Source organism: Curtobacterium phyllosphaerae (genome assembly GCF_049341865.1).
Classification (GTDB): Bacteria; Actinomycetota; Actinomycetes; order Actinomycetales; family Microbacteriaceae; genus Curtobacterium; species Curtobacterium phyllosphaerae.
Genome location: NZ_JBMPIU010000002.1, coordinates 507,037 through 521,043, shown reverse-complemented (window position 1 = coordinate 521,043; position 14,007 = coordinate 507,037). Strand labels below are relative to the sequence as shown.

The window sequence follows — 14,007 nt, the reverse complement described above, 5'->3', positions numbered from 1 at the left end:
CGAGCCGCGCTCACTCGGCGAGGGCGAAGTCCTCGAACGAGAACCCCGGGGACACGAGGCAGCTCAGGAGCACCTCGCCGTCGCCCGGGAGGGTCCGCTGCCAGACCCCGCCCCGGACGAACCCCTGGGCGTCGTGGACCCGGTGCCGGCCGGCGTCCGGACCGAGGGTGATCTGCTCGCCGGGCACCGGAACGGCACCCGACCCGCCGAGTTCGAGCACGACGCTGTCCGGGCCGTGCCACATCCAGATCTCGTCGCTGACGACCCGGTGCCACGCTGACGCCTCGCCCGGCGGCAGCAGGAAGTGGATCAGCGTCGCCGCTGGACGTTCCCCCGCCGGGGTCTGCACGGTCGCGGGCGAGGTCCACGTGCGGACGTACCATCCGCCCTCCGGATGCGGCTCCATGCCGAGCGCGGCCGCCCGGCGCGGGACGTCGAGCCACTCGACGACGGTGCCGTCGACGGACCGCCGCGGGACGGTGGTCGGGTGGGGCTGGACGGGCTCGGTCATGCAGGCTCCTGTTCTCCGGGCGAGGCCGCGGTGACGCGGACGGTCTCGGTCAGCTCGTGGTCCTGCGCGCGGAGCACCCCGCGGATCACGGTGGCGATCGCGCGACCGGCACCGTCCTCGACGAGCTCGGCGAACGCGTCGGGGACGGTCCTGGCGTCGACGTCGAACACGGCCAGGTCCGCGCGGGCCCCGACGGCGAGGTGCCCGGTCCGGTCCGGTCCGACGGCGAGTCCCATCGCGTTCGCGCCGCCGAGCGTGACGGCCGCGAGCAGTCGCTCGTGCAGGTCGTGGGCGGAGTACCCCTGCGCCCGCGCGATGCGGTGCAGCGCGGTGACGTCGGCCATCGGGTCGAGGGACGGCGACGACGACAGGGAGTCGGTCCCGACGGCGATCGGGCTGCCTTCCCGCAGGTAGTCGGCGACCGGCGGCGGGTCGAGTCCGATGACGGCGTTGGACCGTGGACACAGCGCCACGGCGGTGCCCCGCGCCCGGAGGAGTGCGCGGTCCGCGGCGGTCATGTACACGCCGTGCGCGATGTGGCAGTCCGGCCCGAGCACGCCGAGCCGGTCGACGAACGCAGTGGCACTCGCCCCGAACCCGAGAGCACGGAGCGCCCGGAACGACGGCACGTTCGCGAGGTGCCAGTCCGCGCCGTGGCCGATGCCGACGACGCCGTCCAGACCCGGGACGGGTTCGAGCACCGAGCGCTCGCCCTCGAACGCGGCCTCGCCGAGGTGCAGGTGCAGGCGGAGTCCCCGCTGCCGGACGAGGTCGGGCAGCTCGAGCAACGGTGCGACGTCGAGCGAGTACGGCGCGTGCGGCGACAGTCCCGCGCCCGGTGTGGTCGGGATCCGGGCGAGTTCCTCGAGCACGTGCTCGCGCCCGCCGTCCTGCCAGGTCGCGTTCTCCCAGTCCATCACCTCCCAGTAGGCGATCCCGCCGAGCCCGGCGTCCGCGAGGACCTCCGCCGCCTCGATGTCGGTGATGACGTCGGCGATGCTCGTCACACCCGCGACGATCGACCGGGACGCGCCCTCGGCGGCGTCGAGCGCCCAGTCGTGCCCGTCGCCGTAGGAACGGTTGAAGGCGCGCGCCCAGTCCTCGAACCCGTCGTAGGACCCGGATCCCACCCGCGCCATGCCGGTGTACTGCAGGTGCGAGTGCGCGTTCACGAGCCCCGGCAGGATCGCACCGCGCCAGCGTCGCTCGGTGAACGGGCGGTCGCCGAGCTGGTCGACCACCCAGCTCCGCTCGCCGACGTGCAGGATCCGGCCGGCACGCACCGCGACGGCGCCGTCGAGGATCGGCGGTGCGGTCATCGGGACCACGATGCGCGCCGAGTGCAGGGTCACCGGGTCCTGTCGGTGCTCCATCAGGTCGGTCCGAACCGGGTCGTGCGGACGTCGTCCTCCGGGTGCGGGTCGGCGTCGGCGGGTCGACCGGCCGGGTCGATCACGAGCCCGCGGTGCGCGAGGGCGGCCGCGGCGATCCGGTCGTCCACGGCCGGGTCGATCGGGTGCACGCCGACGTCGAGCTCCGCGCCGTGTTCGAGCAGCGTCCGGACCGCGCCGAGCTGCACCGCGAACGACATGTCCATGATCTCGACCGGGTTGCCCTCGGCCGCGGTGATGTTGATGCACCCGCCGTCGTCGAGCATGAGCACACCGTCGGACCCCGCGGCCGGCCCCGGACCGGACACGGCGGACCGCGCCTCCGGGATCGTCCACCGCGCGACCTTCCGGGCGACGGCGACCGCCGACGCCCCCGCGGCGAGCGCCTCCTCGAGCGCGATCTCCTGCTCCACCCCGCCCGCCACCGCGACGACCGCACCGGCCGGCATCGCGCGGAGCGCCTCGAGCGTGATCGTGTCGCGGACCCCGGTCGCCGACACGACGAGGTCCGCGGCGCGCACCGCGATGTCGAGCGGCGCGACCGCGTGCCCGGCGAACACGGCCTGCAGCGCCCGGACCGGATCGGTCTCCGCCACCACGACGCGCATCCCGAGCGCGGACAGCACCAGGGCGACCCCCTCGCCGACGTGACCGTAGCCCGCGACGACCGCCGTGCCTCCCGTCCGCACGCGGTGCGCAGCACCGTCCAGGCCGTCGAGCAGGTCCATGATCGCGAACACGCAGGACTGCCCGGTGCCGTACCGGTTGTCGAACAGGGTCTTCGCCCGGGCGTCGTTCACGGCGATGACGGGGACAGCGAGTTCGCCGCGCTCCGCCATCGTGCGGAGCGGGCGGAGTCCGCTCGTGGTCTCCTCCGCCGCACCGATCATCTCCGGTAGGAGCTCCGGCCGGGCCTCGTGCGCGAGCCGGATCACGTGCGCGCCGTCGTCGACGAGCAGGTGCGGCTCCCGGTCGAGCATCTCCAGCGCGAGGGCCCGCTGCTCGGCCACGCTCGCCCGGCTCGACGCGAACACGACGAGGCCGGCGTTCCGGAGCGCGTCGGCGACGGCGTCGTCGGTCTCGTCGGCGTGGGCGTAGACGACCACGTCGGCGCCGGCGTCGAGGAGCAGCAGGGACAGCACCGCCGTCTTCGGCTCGAGCACCATGCTGACGCCCACCCGCATGCCACGGAGCAGGCCGCTCTCACGGAGCCCGGCGGCCAGCGCGCGCGAGACGGGCATGAACCGGCCGGCCCACCGGATGCGTTCCTCGGCGGCGGCGGTCGCCTCGAGGTCGCGACCGGTGCTGACGAGGAACACGTCGTCGGAGAGCATCGGGACCCCGAGCACGCCGGGGCGCACGAAGCGGGCGGGACCGAAGGCGTCCTCGTCGACCGCGGGCAGGTGCCGCCCGGCGTCGACGACGATGAGCGAGGACCCGCGAGGGCGGTCCGCCAGGGTCTCGACGGCCGCGGTGCTCGCCGCGACGTCGCCGGTGCACCAGAGCTGGTCGACCGTGTCGCCGGCGGCCGCGGGACGCGCGCCGAGCGCGGTGAGGACCGCGGCGAGCGCCCGGGCGTCCGGGCCGTCCCCGACGATCTGGAACCGCCGCCCGGCGACGAGCAGGTTCGTCGCCGCCGCGAACCGCCGGACGGCGGCGGACGCCCAGGACGCCGTCGCGGCGTCGGAGGCGATCGGGGCGGCCATGTCGTCAGTGTAGGGGCGGCCTCCGCCGGGCGGGCCCGCCACCGGACGCCCGCCCGCGGCGACTCAGCGCGGTGCGGCGGGCGGCGGGGTGCCGTGCCAACCGGCGTTCGTCGGGTCGGACTGGAGGTGCGGGGCGGCCGGCCAGGTCGGCATCCCCCCGGCGGGACCCGCGCCCGGCACCGCGGGCCGACCGTCCGTCGTCCAGTGCTGCTGCTGGTGCTGCAGGGGCGGGCCGGACTGCTGCCCGGACGGCGTGCCGAGCCGCTGCTGCGCTCGTCGCGCCGCCCGGGCGTAGTGGACGAGGACCGCGATGAGGAGGACCACCCCGATGATCGACACGATCGCGATCCCGAGGACGTAGAGCACCGTGGTCAGCGACCCCACCGTCGTCAGCTCCGCCGGGGACAGCGCGCGGAGGTCGACCGACAGCGTGCCGGTGAACGCGCGGGCCAGGAACTGCGCGACCCCGGCGGTGGAGTCCCAGATCCCGTGCAGCAGGGACACGACGACGTAGGCGACGAGGGCCATCCACGACCAGCGGAACTTGGCACGGCCGTGCGCGAGCCCGAACACCACCGCGCCGAGGATCGCCGTCCAGAGCACGTGGCCGACCGGCGACAGGACGGCGCGGATGACCTCGGTCTGCAGCAGCGAGTACAGGTCGATGCCGCGGGTCGTGATCGCGGCGTTGAACGCGTACCCCGCGGACTCGAACGCGGCGAAGCCGGCACCGACCGTCGCGCCGAGCAGGGCTCCCTGCCGCGCGTTCTTCGGTCGGACCCGCCAGCCGATGACGAGCAACAGGACGCCCTTCACGAACTCCTCGACGAACCCGACGAGGAGGTACACGAAGACCGTGTTGCTGAGGTTCGCCTCGAGCAGCGAGGCGCCGAGCACGCCGAGGATCCCGCCGACGAAGAACGCGACGATGAGCTGCAGGGTGCTCACCGTCCCCGTGACGCGCTCGATGACGAACAGCACGACGGTGAAGGGCACGAGGAAGCTGCCGATCAGGATGATCGTGGGGACGAGGTTGACGTTGAGCGTGACGAGCGTCACGATGATCGTGATGATCCACAGGGCGAGGCCCAGCAGCAACGTCTTCCACCACCAGCCGTGGCGGTGGTGCGCGTGCGGGCGCGGGGTGTCGAAGTCTGGGTCGATCGGCGCGTCGAAGGCTGCGCGCGCCGGGTCCGTGATGGCCATGGCCCCATCGTCCTCCCGAACCAATGAGTCCGCTCGGAGTCGACCACGCGGTCACTGGGCGCAGATGACCACCCGCTCAGCTTGCGGATCCCGCGCGGTCGACCATCGGAGCCACCATGTCGAACCGTGATGCCCCGCTGGTGTTCCGCGTCCTCCGTGTGGTCGGGCTCGGTGCCGTCCGGCTGGTGGCGATCGTCGGGGCAGTCGTGAACGCCTGGTCGCCGAACCGGCTGAACGCCCTGGTAACGCCGCCGTTCCAGCCACCCGAGGCCGATCGCCGCGAGGACTACCGCCCGTAGCTCGCTCAGAACTCGTAGTGCGTGCCGCTCCAGGCCCGGCGGACGTCGGCGTCCGGGTCGTGCTCGACGTGGCTCACGCGGTCGATGCAGAGCGTCGCGCGGTCGGACTCGTCGCCGTCGACGGTGTACCGCGGCCAGGTCCAGCCCTCGTGCGAGGGGACGCCGTCCGTGACGAACGCACTCCAGGAGCCCGCCAGGACCGAGTGGACCCGACGGCGGACGCGCGGGGTGTCGGTCCCGGTGACGATCCTCCCGAGCGGGGTGCCGTAGGCGGCGAACAGGTACGGCAGCTCGGTGCCGTGCGCGGCGCCGAGGCCGATGAGCCGCATCAGCGGTGACGCGTGGTCGAACCGGTACATCCACGTCGGGTGGCCGTTCGCGGCATGCGCCTGGGCGACGTCGATGGACGGCACGTGGAACACGCCGTCGCCCCCGGCCGCCACCCAGTCGCGACGGACCTTCCCCGCACCGGGGTCGGTCGTGTAGAGGCGACGGATGCGCTCCCACGCCGCGGGGTCGGTGCCGGCGACGAGGTGTCGAGCGCGGTCCTCCGTGGTCGGCAGGATCGCGGTCTTCGAGCGCTTGAAGAGCGACGACTCGTCGTGGTTCGTCCCGATGACGAGGGGGACCGGGGCGGCGCGGCCGTCGCGGAACGCCTCGAGCGGGTGCTCCGGGAGGACGTCACCGTCGATGGTCGGCGAGAACACCGCCACGAGCGGCGTCGCGCGGGTCACGTCGTCGTCGAGCTCCTCCCCGACGGCCTGGAGGCGCGCGGCCGGTACCCGGAGCAGGTCGCGCCCGGCATGGGCCGGGTCGAGACCGAGGCGCTCGACGAGCATGTGCGCGTGCTCGGACTTCTTCTCCGGGGTGTGCGCGGTCATCGGGTGCGGGCTCTGCGCGATCGCCCCGGCGAACAGGCCCTGCGCGCGCGGGGTGCCCATGAGCGTCGTGACCGAGTTGCCGCCGGATGACTCCCCCGCGATGGTCACCCGGTCCGGGTCGCCCCCGAACGCCGCCACGTTGTCGCGCACCCACACCAGCGCGGCGACCTGGTCAAGGAGGGTGCAGTTCGCGTCGAACGCGACGCCGTCGGCCTCGTCGTCGAGCACGCGCAGGTCCATGCCGCCGAACGCGCCGAGTCGGTAGGAGATCGTGACGACGACGATGCCCTGCCCCACGAGAGCGGTGCCGTCGTAGTCGGCGGACCCGCCGGTGCCGGACCGGTAGGCGCCGCCGTGGATGAACACGAGCACCGGCAGCGGTCCGGCCGCGGACGCCGGGCTGGTCACGGTGAGGTACAGGCAGTCCTCGGACTGCGGGAACGACGCGGGGATGCCGCCGGTGAACGGACGCGCCTGCTGCGGGGCGGCGGGACCCGGTTCGGTTGCCGGCCGGACCCCCTCCCACGGGACGACCGGCTGCGGTGCACGGAACCGCAGCGCTCCGACGGGGGCTGCGGCGTAGGGCACGCCCTGCCAGCGGCGGACACCGCGGTGCATCGCGCCACGGACGTCACCGCCGCGGGTCCGAACGGTCAGGGCATCCGTCGACGTGGTGGAGGTCATCGTGGTCCGACGGTACGCGCGGCACACTCGGTGCGCCCGCCCCAGTTCGGGACCCCCGGACCGTTCGGACGCGTCGCGTCGGCGGGATCGGGACCGAGAAGCTCGCGGGAACCCGCATCATCGGGCCGCTCCCATCGCGCTCGCGACATCTCGTCATACCATGATCGGACCCGAACGCAGCACCGCTCTCGTCGTACCCGCGAATCCGAGCCGTGCCGCATCTCCCTGGAGTTCCTGTGGACTCGAAGTTCAGGGCGCCCCGAACGCCCTGGGCCCGAGATGTCCCCGCATCTCGGCGCCCCACCCTGCGCGGAACCGTACCCGCCCGGTGGTCCGTCCGGCGCGCCCGGACGACCCGCGCCAGGACCCGGACGGCGGCGCTCGGCATGGCACTCGCCGCGGCATTCGCCCTCGGCGGTTGCAGCGGGTACTCCCCCGGCAACTCGGTCCCGGCGTTCGACGCCGCACCGACACCCTCGTCGCACGCCTCCGCGAGCACGGCCCCCGAGGACACCCCCGCTCCGGGCTCCTTCGACGAGTTCTCCGGTCCGGCCGGATCGCAACCGGACCCGGCGCACTGGGTGCAGCAGACCGGGGGCGGCGGCTGGGGGAACCACGAGCTCCAGACCTACGCGGCGACGAACGGCGTCCTCGACGGCAAGGGCCACCTCGCGATCACGGCGACGATGGGCCCCGGCGGCACCGCGCCCTACACCTCGGCCCGGGTCACGACGCACGGCAAGGCGTCCTTCGGCTACGGGACGGTGTCGGCGCGGATCAAGTTCCCGGACGGCGGGTCCCTGCTGCCGTCGTTCTGGATGCTCGGGTCGGACGTCGACACGGTCGGCTGGCCGCAGTGCGGCGAGATCGACGTCGTCGAGGCCCCGATCGACACGCACCGCACGACCCACTACGTCCACGGGCCCGAGGTCGGTTCCCCGACCGCCAACGTGCAGGCCGGCGAGGTCGTCATGCACGAGCAGCCGATGAGCAGCGCGTTCCACGTCTACTCGGTGACGCGGAGCCCCGGGCACGTCGTGATCTCGGTCGACGGCCGGGTGGCGACCGACCTCACCCCGGAGTCCGCGCCGTCGAACCTGCAGTGGGTCTTCGACGGCCCGTTCGACATCGTGCTGAGCATGGCGATCGGCGGATCGACGCCCGCACCGACCGCGTCGAGCGCGACGAGTGCGACGATGCTGGTCGACTGGGTGCGGTACGCGCCGGCATCCTGAGCGACCGGCGCGCGGGGCCGGCCGTGCGGGGTTAGCGTTGGGTCATGGCTGACGAGACGTTCGACACGGTGACCATGTTCGGCGCGGACTGGTGCCGCGACTGCCGCCGCTCCAAGGCGCTCCTCGACGGACTCGGCGTGGCGTACGACTACGTCGACGTCGAGGCGGTCGAGGACGGTGCCGCCCGCGCGCAGGCGATCTCCGGCCGTCAGGCCATCCCGGTCGTGGTGCTCCCGAACGGCAAGCACTTCGTCGAGCCGTCCGACGCCGAGCTGCGGGCGGAACTCGTGTCGTCGGGCATCGTCACCGCCTGACCGACGCCTGGCGGACTGACCGGCGCTCGGTCAGCCCGCAGCGGAGGAGGCGTCCGCGACGGGCTCGCCGGTCCCGCCACCTGCTGCGGCGTCCGGCTCCGCATCCGCGACCGCCGGGTGCAGCCCAGCGACGCACCGGCGCTTGAACTCGTCGAGCGGGATCTCGTACGCGCCGAACCGCGGCATGTGCTCGGTGACGAACCCGCAGTCGATCATCTCGACGCCGGCTCCGAGCTCCCCCATCACCCGGGCGAGGAGCACCGTGCCCGCCCGGTTCTCGTGGTGGAAGATGCTCATGATCGCGAAGGTCGAGCCGAGTTCGAGGCCCCACAGCCCGGCGACGAGTTCGCCGTCGTGGTACGCGCCGCACGACCGGACCGCACCGGCACGGTCGAGACCCTTCCACGCATCGGCCACCGTCGGCGTGATCCACGTCCACCCCCGGTCCGCCGACGCCGCGAGGATGTCGTCGAGCGGGGCACGGAGATCGATCGTGAGGTCGGTGTTCCGGCTGTACCGCCGGACCCGGTCCGGGATGTGCACGCTGCCGGCGTCGATGACGGACCGCGGCTGCACGAGCGTCCAGGCGATCGCGTCGCCCTGGTCGGAGTCACCGAGCGGGACGTAGCCCCGCAGGTAGTTGCCGAGGATGTCCGCAGGCCCGGAGGGTCCCTCGTTGAGCAGTTCCTCGTTGAGGATGCGGCGCGCGGTGCTGCCCCGGGCGGCGCGGGCGAGGGTCCGCGCTGCGGTCCGAGGCATGCCGGCCACGACCGGACGCGCGCCTGCGGTGATCCGGCCGACGACGTCGCGGGCTCGGCTGGTCAGAGATCTCGGGTCTCCCATACACCGGACGATAACGCACTCACGGACTGCCCGGATGCCTCACGCCCGCCCGCGGTTCCGGCGCCGGACCTCCCGCGGCGCACGACCGGCGAGGAACGACCCGGCCGGGTCGACGAGGAAGCCCTGTCGGAGGGCTTCCCGGCCGACGAGCATCCGGAAGCCCATCTGGTCCCGGTTGCTCAGCGTGACCTCACTGACGACGGTGCGGCCGGCGAGCTCGATCTCGGTGAGGACCATGATCCGCTCCTCGGTGTGCCCGGACGAACTCCGGACCGTCCGACGGTCGTGGATGGCGCACTCGATCGTCGTGGCGTCGGTGTCGGACTCCTGCCAGGGATGCACGGAGAACCGGACGCGGTCCCCCGGCAGCTCCTCGACGTCGAACGCATGGAGCGCCGAGCTCCGCGCTCCGGTGTCGAGCTTGACCTTGATCCAGGGCACCCCGATCCCGGGCAGCCCCGCCCATTCGCGCCACCCGGCGACGATGCGCTGGGAGTCCTGCCGGTCGGGAGCCATGGGACCCATCCTGGCAGGCGCGCCGGACCGTTCGCCGTGACCACCCCGGACACGGCAGGATGGGGACCGCCGCCGATTCCTCGATCCGCCGGAGCATCCGATGAAACTCGCCATCCTGTCGCGCGCCCCCCAGGCGTACTCGACCAAGCGGCTCCGCGCCGCCGCGATCGACCGCGGCCACGAGGTGAAGGTGCTGAACACCCTGCGCTTCGCGATCGACCTGTCCGGGGCCGAGCCCGATCTGCAGTACCGAGGGCGGCTGCTCTCCGACTACGACGCGATCCTGCCGCGCATCGGCAACTCGATCACGTACTACGGCACCGCCGTCGTCCGGCAGTTCGAGCAGATGGACGTCTACACGCCGAACACCGCCAACGGCATCACCAACTCCCGCGACAAGCTCCGCGCGAACCAGATCCTGTCCCGGCACGACATCGGGATGCCGGCGACCGCGTTCGTGAACAGCCGGGCCGACGTCCGGATGGCGATCGAACGGGTCGGCGGCGCCCCGGTGGTCATCAAGCTCCTCGAGGGCACGCAGGGCATCGGTGTCATCCTGGCGCCCGAGGCCAAGGTCGCGGAGTCGATCGTCGAGACGCTGCACTCCACGAAGCAGAACGTCCTCATCCAGAGCTTCGTCCAGGAGAGCCGCGGACGGGACATCCGTGCGCTCGTCGTCGGCGACCGTGTCGTCGCGGCGATGCGGCGGGTGGCGAGCGGCGACGAGTTCCGCTCGAACGTGCACCGCGGTGGCACCGTGGAGCAGGTCGAGCTGTCCGCGGAGTACGAGACCGCCGCGGTCCGCTCCGCGCAGATCATGGGCCTCCGGGTCGCGGGCGTCGACATGCTCGAGGGCAACGACGGCCCCCTGGTGATGGAGGTCAACTCCTCGCCGGGGCTCGAGGGCATCGAGCGGGCGACCGGACTCGACGTCGCCGGCGCGATCATCGACTTCATCGGCCACCAGGTCGACTTCCCCGAGATCGACGTCCGCCAGCGACTCAGTGTCTCGACCGGGTACGGCGTCGCCGAGCTGCTCGTGCACTCGAACGCTGACCTCGTCGGCAAGACCATCAAGGAGTCCGGGCTCTGGGACCGCGACATCACGGTGCTGACGCTGCACCGCGGTCCGTCGGTGGTCCCGAACCCCCGGAGCGGCGTCGCGCTCGAGGCCGGTGACCGCCTGCTCTGCTTCGGCAAGCTCGAGGAGATGCGCTCGATGCTGCCGGACCGCAGGAAGCGCCGGACCAAGCTGCGGAAGCTGCCCAAGGAGTCGCTGCCGCCGTCCGACGGGTCGGACCGCTGAGTCCCCGCGGACCGGTTCGGCGGTCGCGGCCGTGAACCGGCGAGGACAGCTCGCCGCCGGCGGCGCCGCGGCCGTCGTGGCGGCCGTGGGGCTGTGGATCGGGGTCGGCACGCACGTCGGTGCCGACCGACCGACACCGTCCCCGACGGCGGTCGCCCGCAGCACCCCGACGCCGACCCCGTCGCTCGCCGCGGTCCCGGCCGCCCCGGACGCATCGGCCCTCGCCGCACTCCCCGAGGCGTACTTCGACGGCGTCGTGCCGGGCCTCCTGGACGGGTCGGTCGTCACCCCGGACAACCAGTGGGAGATCGCGACGCCCCGCGCACCCCTCGTCGCGCTGTTCGCGAGTCCTGCCGCCGACGCGACCCCGATCGCCACCCTCTCCGCCACCGTGCCGACGATCGACCGCCCGGCGGCGACGGCCGTCTGGGGGCGCTCCCCCGGTCTCGACGGCGGGATGGTGCTCGTGTCGACGCCCGCCAGGAACCGCGTGCCGGGCGACGGCGGGATGGCCGAGGCGCCGAGTGCGACGTTCGCGTGGGCGCGTGCGGCGGACTTCACCCTGACCCCGGCCGACCGGATGGTGCGGATCGACGTCGCCGCCTCCACCATCGCGATCGTCAACGAGGACGGGTCGGTCGGCGCGACGGAGACGGCACGCCTCGGCACGCCGGCCGATCCGACGCCGGTGTCGACCGCCACCTACATGGAGGCGAACTACGTCGATCCGCAGGTCCGGTACACGAACGGGCACCCGATCGCGCTGACCGGGGCGCACTCGTCGCGCATCGCCTCCTACGGCGGGAACTCCGCGCTGACGGCGCTGCACTACTACCCCGACCCGACCGGCAGCTCACACGGGTGCGTCCGGGTGTCCGCGGCGATGACGGACGCACTCGCCACCCTGCCGGTCGGCACCGCGATCCAGTTCAGCTGACCGACGCCGGAGACGGACGGGAGGCGCGGGGCCAGCCGGCACCGCGCCTCCCGTCCGTCAGGTGGTGCGGACCGTCAGTCGGTGCCCGAGTCGAACGCCGCGCCTTCGGACGCCGCGTCGGTCGCGCGACCGAGCGCACGCTCGTCCGCGCTCTCGACCGCGGCGCCGCCGAGGATCTCCTCGGACTCGCCGGCCTCGAGCTCGCCGACGAGTTCGGCGGTCGCGCCGCCGATGAGCCCGGCCGCCGCGTACTGCTCGAGCCGCGCCCGCGAGTCCGCGATGTCGAGGTTCCGCATGGTGAGCTGGCCGATGCGGTCGTCGGGGCCGAACGCCGCGTCGCCGACGCGTTCCATCGACAGTTTGTCGGGCGAGTAGCTGAGCGCCGGACCCGTGGTGTCGAGGATCGTGTAGTCGTCGCCGCGCCGGAGTCGCAGGGTGACCTCGCCGGTGACGGCCGACGCGACCCAGCGCTGCAGGGACTCCCGGAGCATGAGGGACTGCGGGTCGAGCCACCGGCCCTCGTACATCAGGCGCCCGAGTCGGCGACCCTCGTTGTGGTACGCCGCGACGGTGTCCTCGTTGTGGATCGCGTTGAGGAGTCGTTCGTAGGCGATGTGCAGGAGGGCCATGCCCGGGGCCTCGTAGATGCCGCGGCTCTTCGCCTCGATGATGCGGTTCTCGATCTGGTCGGACGCGCCGAGCCCGTGTCGGCCCCCGATCGCGTTCGCCTCGTACACCAGTGCGACCGCGTCGGTGAACTCGGCGCCGTTGATCGCGACCGGACGGCCGGCCTCGAAGCGGACCGAGACCGTCTCCGTCGTGACCTCGACGTCGTCGCGCCAAGCGGCGACGCCCATGATCGGCTCGACGATGTCGAGGCCGCTGGAGAGCTCTTCGAGGCTCTTCGCCTCGTGCGTCGCACCCCAGATGTTCGCGTCGGTGGAGTAGGCCTTCTCGGTGGAGTCGCGGTAGGGGAACCCGCGGGCGACGAGCCACTCGCTCATCTCCTTGCGACCGCCGAGCTCTGCGACGAAGGACGAGTCGAGCCACGGCTTGTAGACGCGCAGCCGCGGGTTCGCCATCAGGCCGTACCGGTAGAACCGCTCGATGTCGTTGCCCTTGTAGGTGGAGCCGTCGCCCCAGATGTCGACGCCGTCGTCCTTCATGGCGCGGACGAGCATCGTGCCGGTCACCGCGCGGCCGAGGGGGGTCGTGTTGAAGTACGTCTTGCCGCCGGAGCGGATGTGGAACGCGCCGGTCTGCAAGGCGACGAGGCCCTCCTCCACCAGGGCGCTCTTGGCGTCGACGAGGCGGGCGATCTCGGCACCGTACTCGTGCGCCCGACCGGGCACGGCGTCGATGTCGGGCTCGTCGTACTGACCGATGTCGGCGGTGTACGTGCACGGCACCGCGCCCTTCTCGCGCATCCACGCGACGGCGCAGGAGGTGTCGAGACCTCCGGAGAACGCGATGCCGACTCGTTCGCCGACCGGGAGACTGCTCAGGACCTTGGACACCCCACAAGCGTAGGGGACCGCGGGCGTGCGTTGCGCTCCGGTCAGTCGTCGTCGAGGGCGCTGCGCACCCGGGCTCGGAGGAGCGGCACGACGTCCGCTTCGAACCACGGGTTCCGCCGACGCCAGATGCCGGCGAGCGGTGACGGGTGCACGATCGGGAACGGACCGTCGTCCGTCGCCCCCGCGCGGACCGTGTCGGTGAGCGTCCGTCCCGCTCGCGGCCCGAGGTGGTGGCGCTGTGCATGCGCGCCCACCAGGATCGTGAGCCGGACGTCCCGGAGCTCTGCGAGGACCCGTGGATGCCAGCGCGGTGCGAAGTCCGGCCGGGGCGGCAGGTCCCCGGTCGGCGCCTTGCCGGGGTAGTAGAAGTCCATCGGGACGATCGCGACGTTGCGCGGGTCGTAGAACTCGTCGTCGGTGACGCCGAGCCAGCTCCGGAGCAGCCGCCCGCTCGCGTCGTTCCACGGCACGCCGGTCTCCTGGGCGCGTCGTCCGGGAGCCTGGCTGATGATGAGCACCCGCGAGGACGGGTCCCCGACGAGGAGCGGTGCCCATCCCGCCGCGGTCGCCCAGGCGTTGCTCGGGTGCGCGGCGACCTCGGCGCGGAGCCGGTCGAACGTGGACATCGTGCCATCGTCGCAGCACCCGCCGACGTCCGGGA

14 protein-coding genes are annotated in these 14,007 nt (G+C 73.0%); 5 read left to right on the top strand and 9 right to left on the bottom strand.

Annotation, left to right across the window (positions count from 1 at the left end; translation table 11 throughout):
- Window positions 1-10: 10 nt before the first annotated feature.
- The 4 genes from ACO0E0_RS05675 to ACO0E0_RS05660 all read right to left on the bottom strand — a co-directional run bounded on the left by ACO0E0_RS05675 (window position 11) and on the right by ACO0E0_RS05660 (window position 4,814).
- On the bottom strand, window positions 11-511 hold the full coding sequence (locus ACO0E0_RS05675) for a cupin domain-containing protein (protein ID WP_422870418.1): 501 nt from the start codon (window positions 509-511) through the stop codon (window positions 11-13).
- Window positions 508-1,884, bottom strand: coding sequence for an amidohydrolase family protein (locus ACO0E0_RS05670; RefSeq protein WP_422870417.1), 1,377 nt, complete (start codon window positions 1,882-1,884; stop codon window positions 508-510). The genes ACO0E0_RS05675 and ACO0E0_RS05670 overlap by 4 nt, the downstream gene beginning before the upstream one ends.
- On the bottom strand, window positions 1,884-3,608 hold the full coding sequence (locus ACO0E0_RS05665) for an adenosylhomocysteinase (RefSeq protein WP_422870416.1): 1,725 nt from the start codon (window positions 3,606-3,608) through the stop codon (window positions 1,884-1,886). Before ACO0E0_RS05665 ends, ACO0E0_RS05670 begins: the two co-directional genes overlap by 1 nt.
- A 63-nt stretch (window positions 3,609-3,671) precedes the next feature.
- A complete protein-coding gene (locus ACO0E0_RS05660; RefSeq protein ID WP_422870415.1) occupies window positions 3,672-4,814 on the bottom strand; it encodes a PrsW family intramembrane metalloprotease in 1,143 nt (380 codons plus the stop codon).
- Window positions 4,815-4,930: 116 nt separating this feature from the next.
- Here ACO0E0_RS05660 and ACO0E0_RS05655 point away from each other — a divergent pair, with 116 nt between their 5' ends.
- Window positions 4,931-5,113 carry a hypothetical protein gene (locus ACO0E0_RS05655; RefSeq protein WP_422870414.1) on the top strand — a complete coding sequence of 61 codons (183 nt, stop codon included), beginning with the start codon at window positions 4,931-4,933 and terminating at the stop codon, window positions 5,111-5,113.
- Window positions 5,114-5,118: 5 nt separating this feature from the next.
- On the opposite strand, the gene ACO0E0_RS05650 is transcribed toward ACO0E0_RS05655, so the two are convergent.
- Entirely contained in the window at window positions 5,119-6,678 is a 1,560-nt protein-coding gene (locus ACO0E0_RS05650) for a carboxylesterase/lipase family protein (RefSeq protein WP_422870413.1), read from the bottom strand.
- Window positions 6,679-7,064: 386 nt separating this feature from the next.
- Here ACO0E0_RS05650 and ACO0E0_RS05645 point away from each other — a divergent pair, with 386 nt between their 5' ends.
- Both ACO0E0_RS05645 and ACO0E0_RS05640 read left to right on the top strand, forming a co-directional pair.
- Complete coding sequence (locus ACO0E0_RS05645) at window positions 7,065-7,913, top strand: glycoside hydrolase family 16 protein (protein ID WP_422870412.1); 849 nt, start codon at window positions 7,065-7,067, stop codon at window positions 7,911-7,913.
- Window positions 7,914-7,957: 44 nt separating this feature from the next.
- The gene (locus tag ACO0E0_RS05640; RefSeq protein ID WP_422870411.1) at window positions 7,958-8,227 is read left to right on the top strand and encodes a glutaredoxin family protein; all 270 of its coding nucleotides are present in this window, start codon (window positions 7,958-7,960) and stop codon (window positions 8,225-8,227) included.
- A 30-nt stretch (window positions 8,228-8,257) separates the two neighbouring features.
- Here ACO0E0_RS05640 and ACO0E0_RS05635 read toward each other — a convergent pair whose 3' ends face one another.
- Window positions 8,258-9,070 (bottom strand): GNAT family N-acetyltransferase, encoded by an 813-nt coding sequence (locus ACO0E0_RS05635; protein WP_422870410.1) that lies wholly within the window; start codon window positions 9,068-9,070, stop codon window positions 8,258-8,260.
- 39 nt (window positions 9,071-9,109) lie between these two features.
- The gene (locus tag ACO0E0_RS05630; protein ID WP_422870409.1) at window positions 9,110-9,586 is read right to left on the bottom strand and encodes an ATP-dependent zinc protease family protein; all 477 of its coding nucleotides are present in this window, start codon (window positions 9,584-9,586) and stop codon (window positions 9,110-9,112) included.
- Window positions 9,587-9,686: 100 nt separating this feature from the next.
- Between ACO0E0_RS05630 and rimK the strand changes: the two genes are divergently transcribed.
- Both rimK and ACO0E0_RS05620 read left to right on the top strand, forming a co-directional pair.
- The gene (gene rimK, locus ACO0E0_RS05625; RefSeq protein ID WP_422870408.1) at window positions 9,687-10,892 is read left to right on the top strand and encodes a 30S ribosomal protein S6--L-glutamate ligase; all 1,206 of its coding nucleotides are present in this window, start codon (window positions 9,687-9,689) and stop codon (window positions 10,890-10,892) included.
- 31 nt (window positions 10,893-10,923) lie between these two features.
- Window positions 10,924-11,829, top strand: a complete 906-nt coding sequence (locus tag ACO0E0_RS05620; RefSeq protein ID WP_422870407.1) for a L,D-transpeptidase — start codon at window positions 10,924-10,926, stop codon at window positions 11,827-11,829.
- A gap of 74 nt (window positions 11,830-11,903) precedes the next feature.
- Here ACO0E0_RS05620 and argG read toward each other — a convergent pair whose 3' ends face one another.
- Together argG and ACO0E0_RS05610 are read right to left on the bottom strand one after the other, a co-directional pair.
- Entirely contained in the window at window positions 11,904-13,346 is a 1,443-nt protein-coding gene (argG, locus tag ACO0E0_RS05615; RefSeq protein ID WP_422870406.1) for an argininosuccinate synthase, read from the bottom strand.
- 41 nt (window positions 13,347-13,387) lie between these two features.
- Window positions 13,388-13,972 carry a uracil-DNA glycosylase family protein gene (locus ACO0E0_RS05610; protein ID WP_422870405.1) on the bottom strand — a complete coding sequence of 195 codons (585 nt, stop codon included), beginning with the start codon at window positions 13,970-13,972 and terminating at the stop codon, window positions 13,388-13,390.
- Window positions 13,973-14,007: the final 35 nt, after the last annotated feature.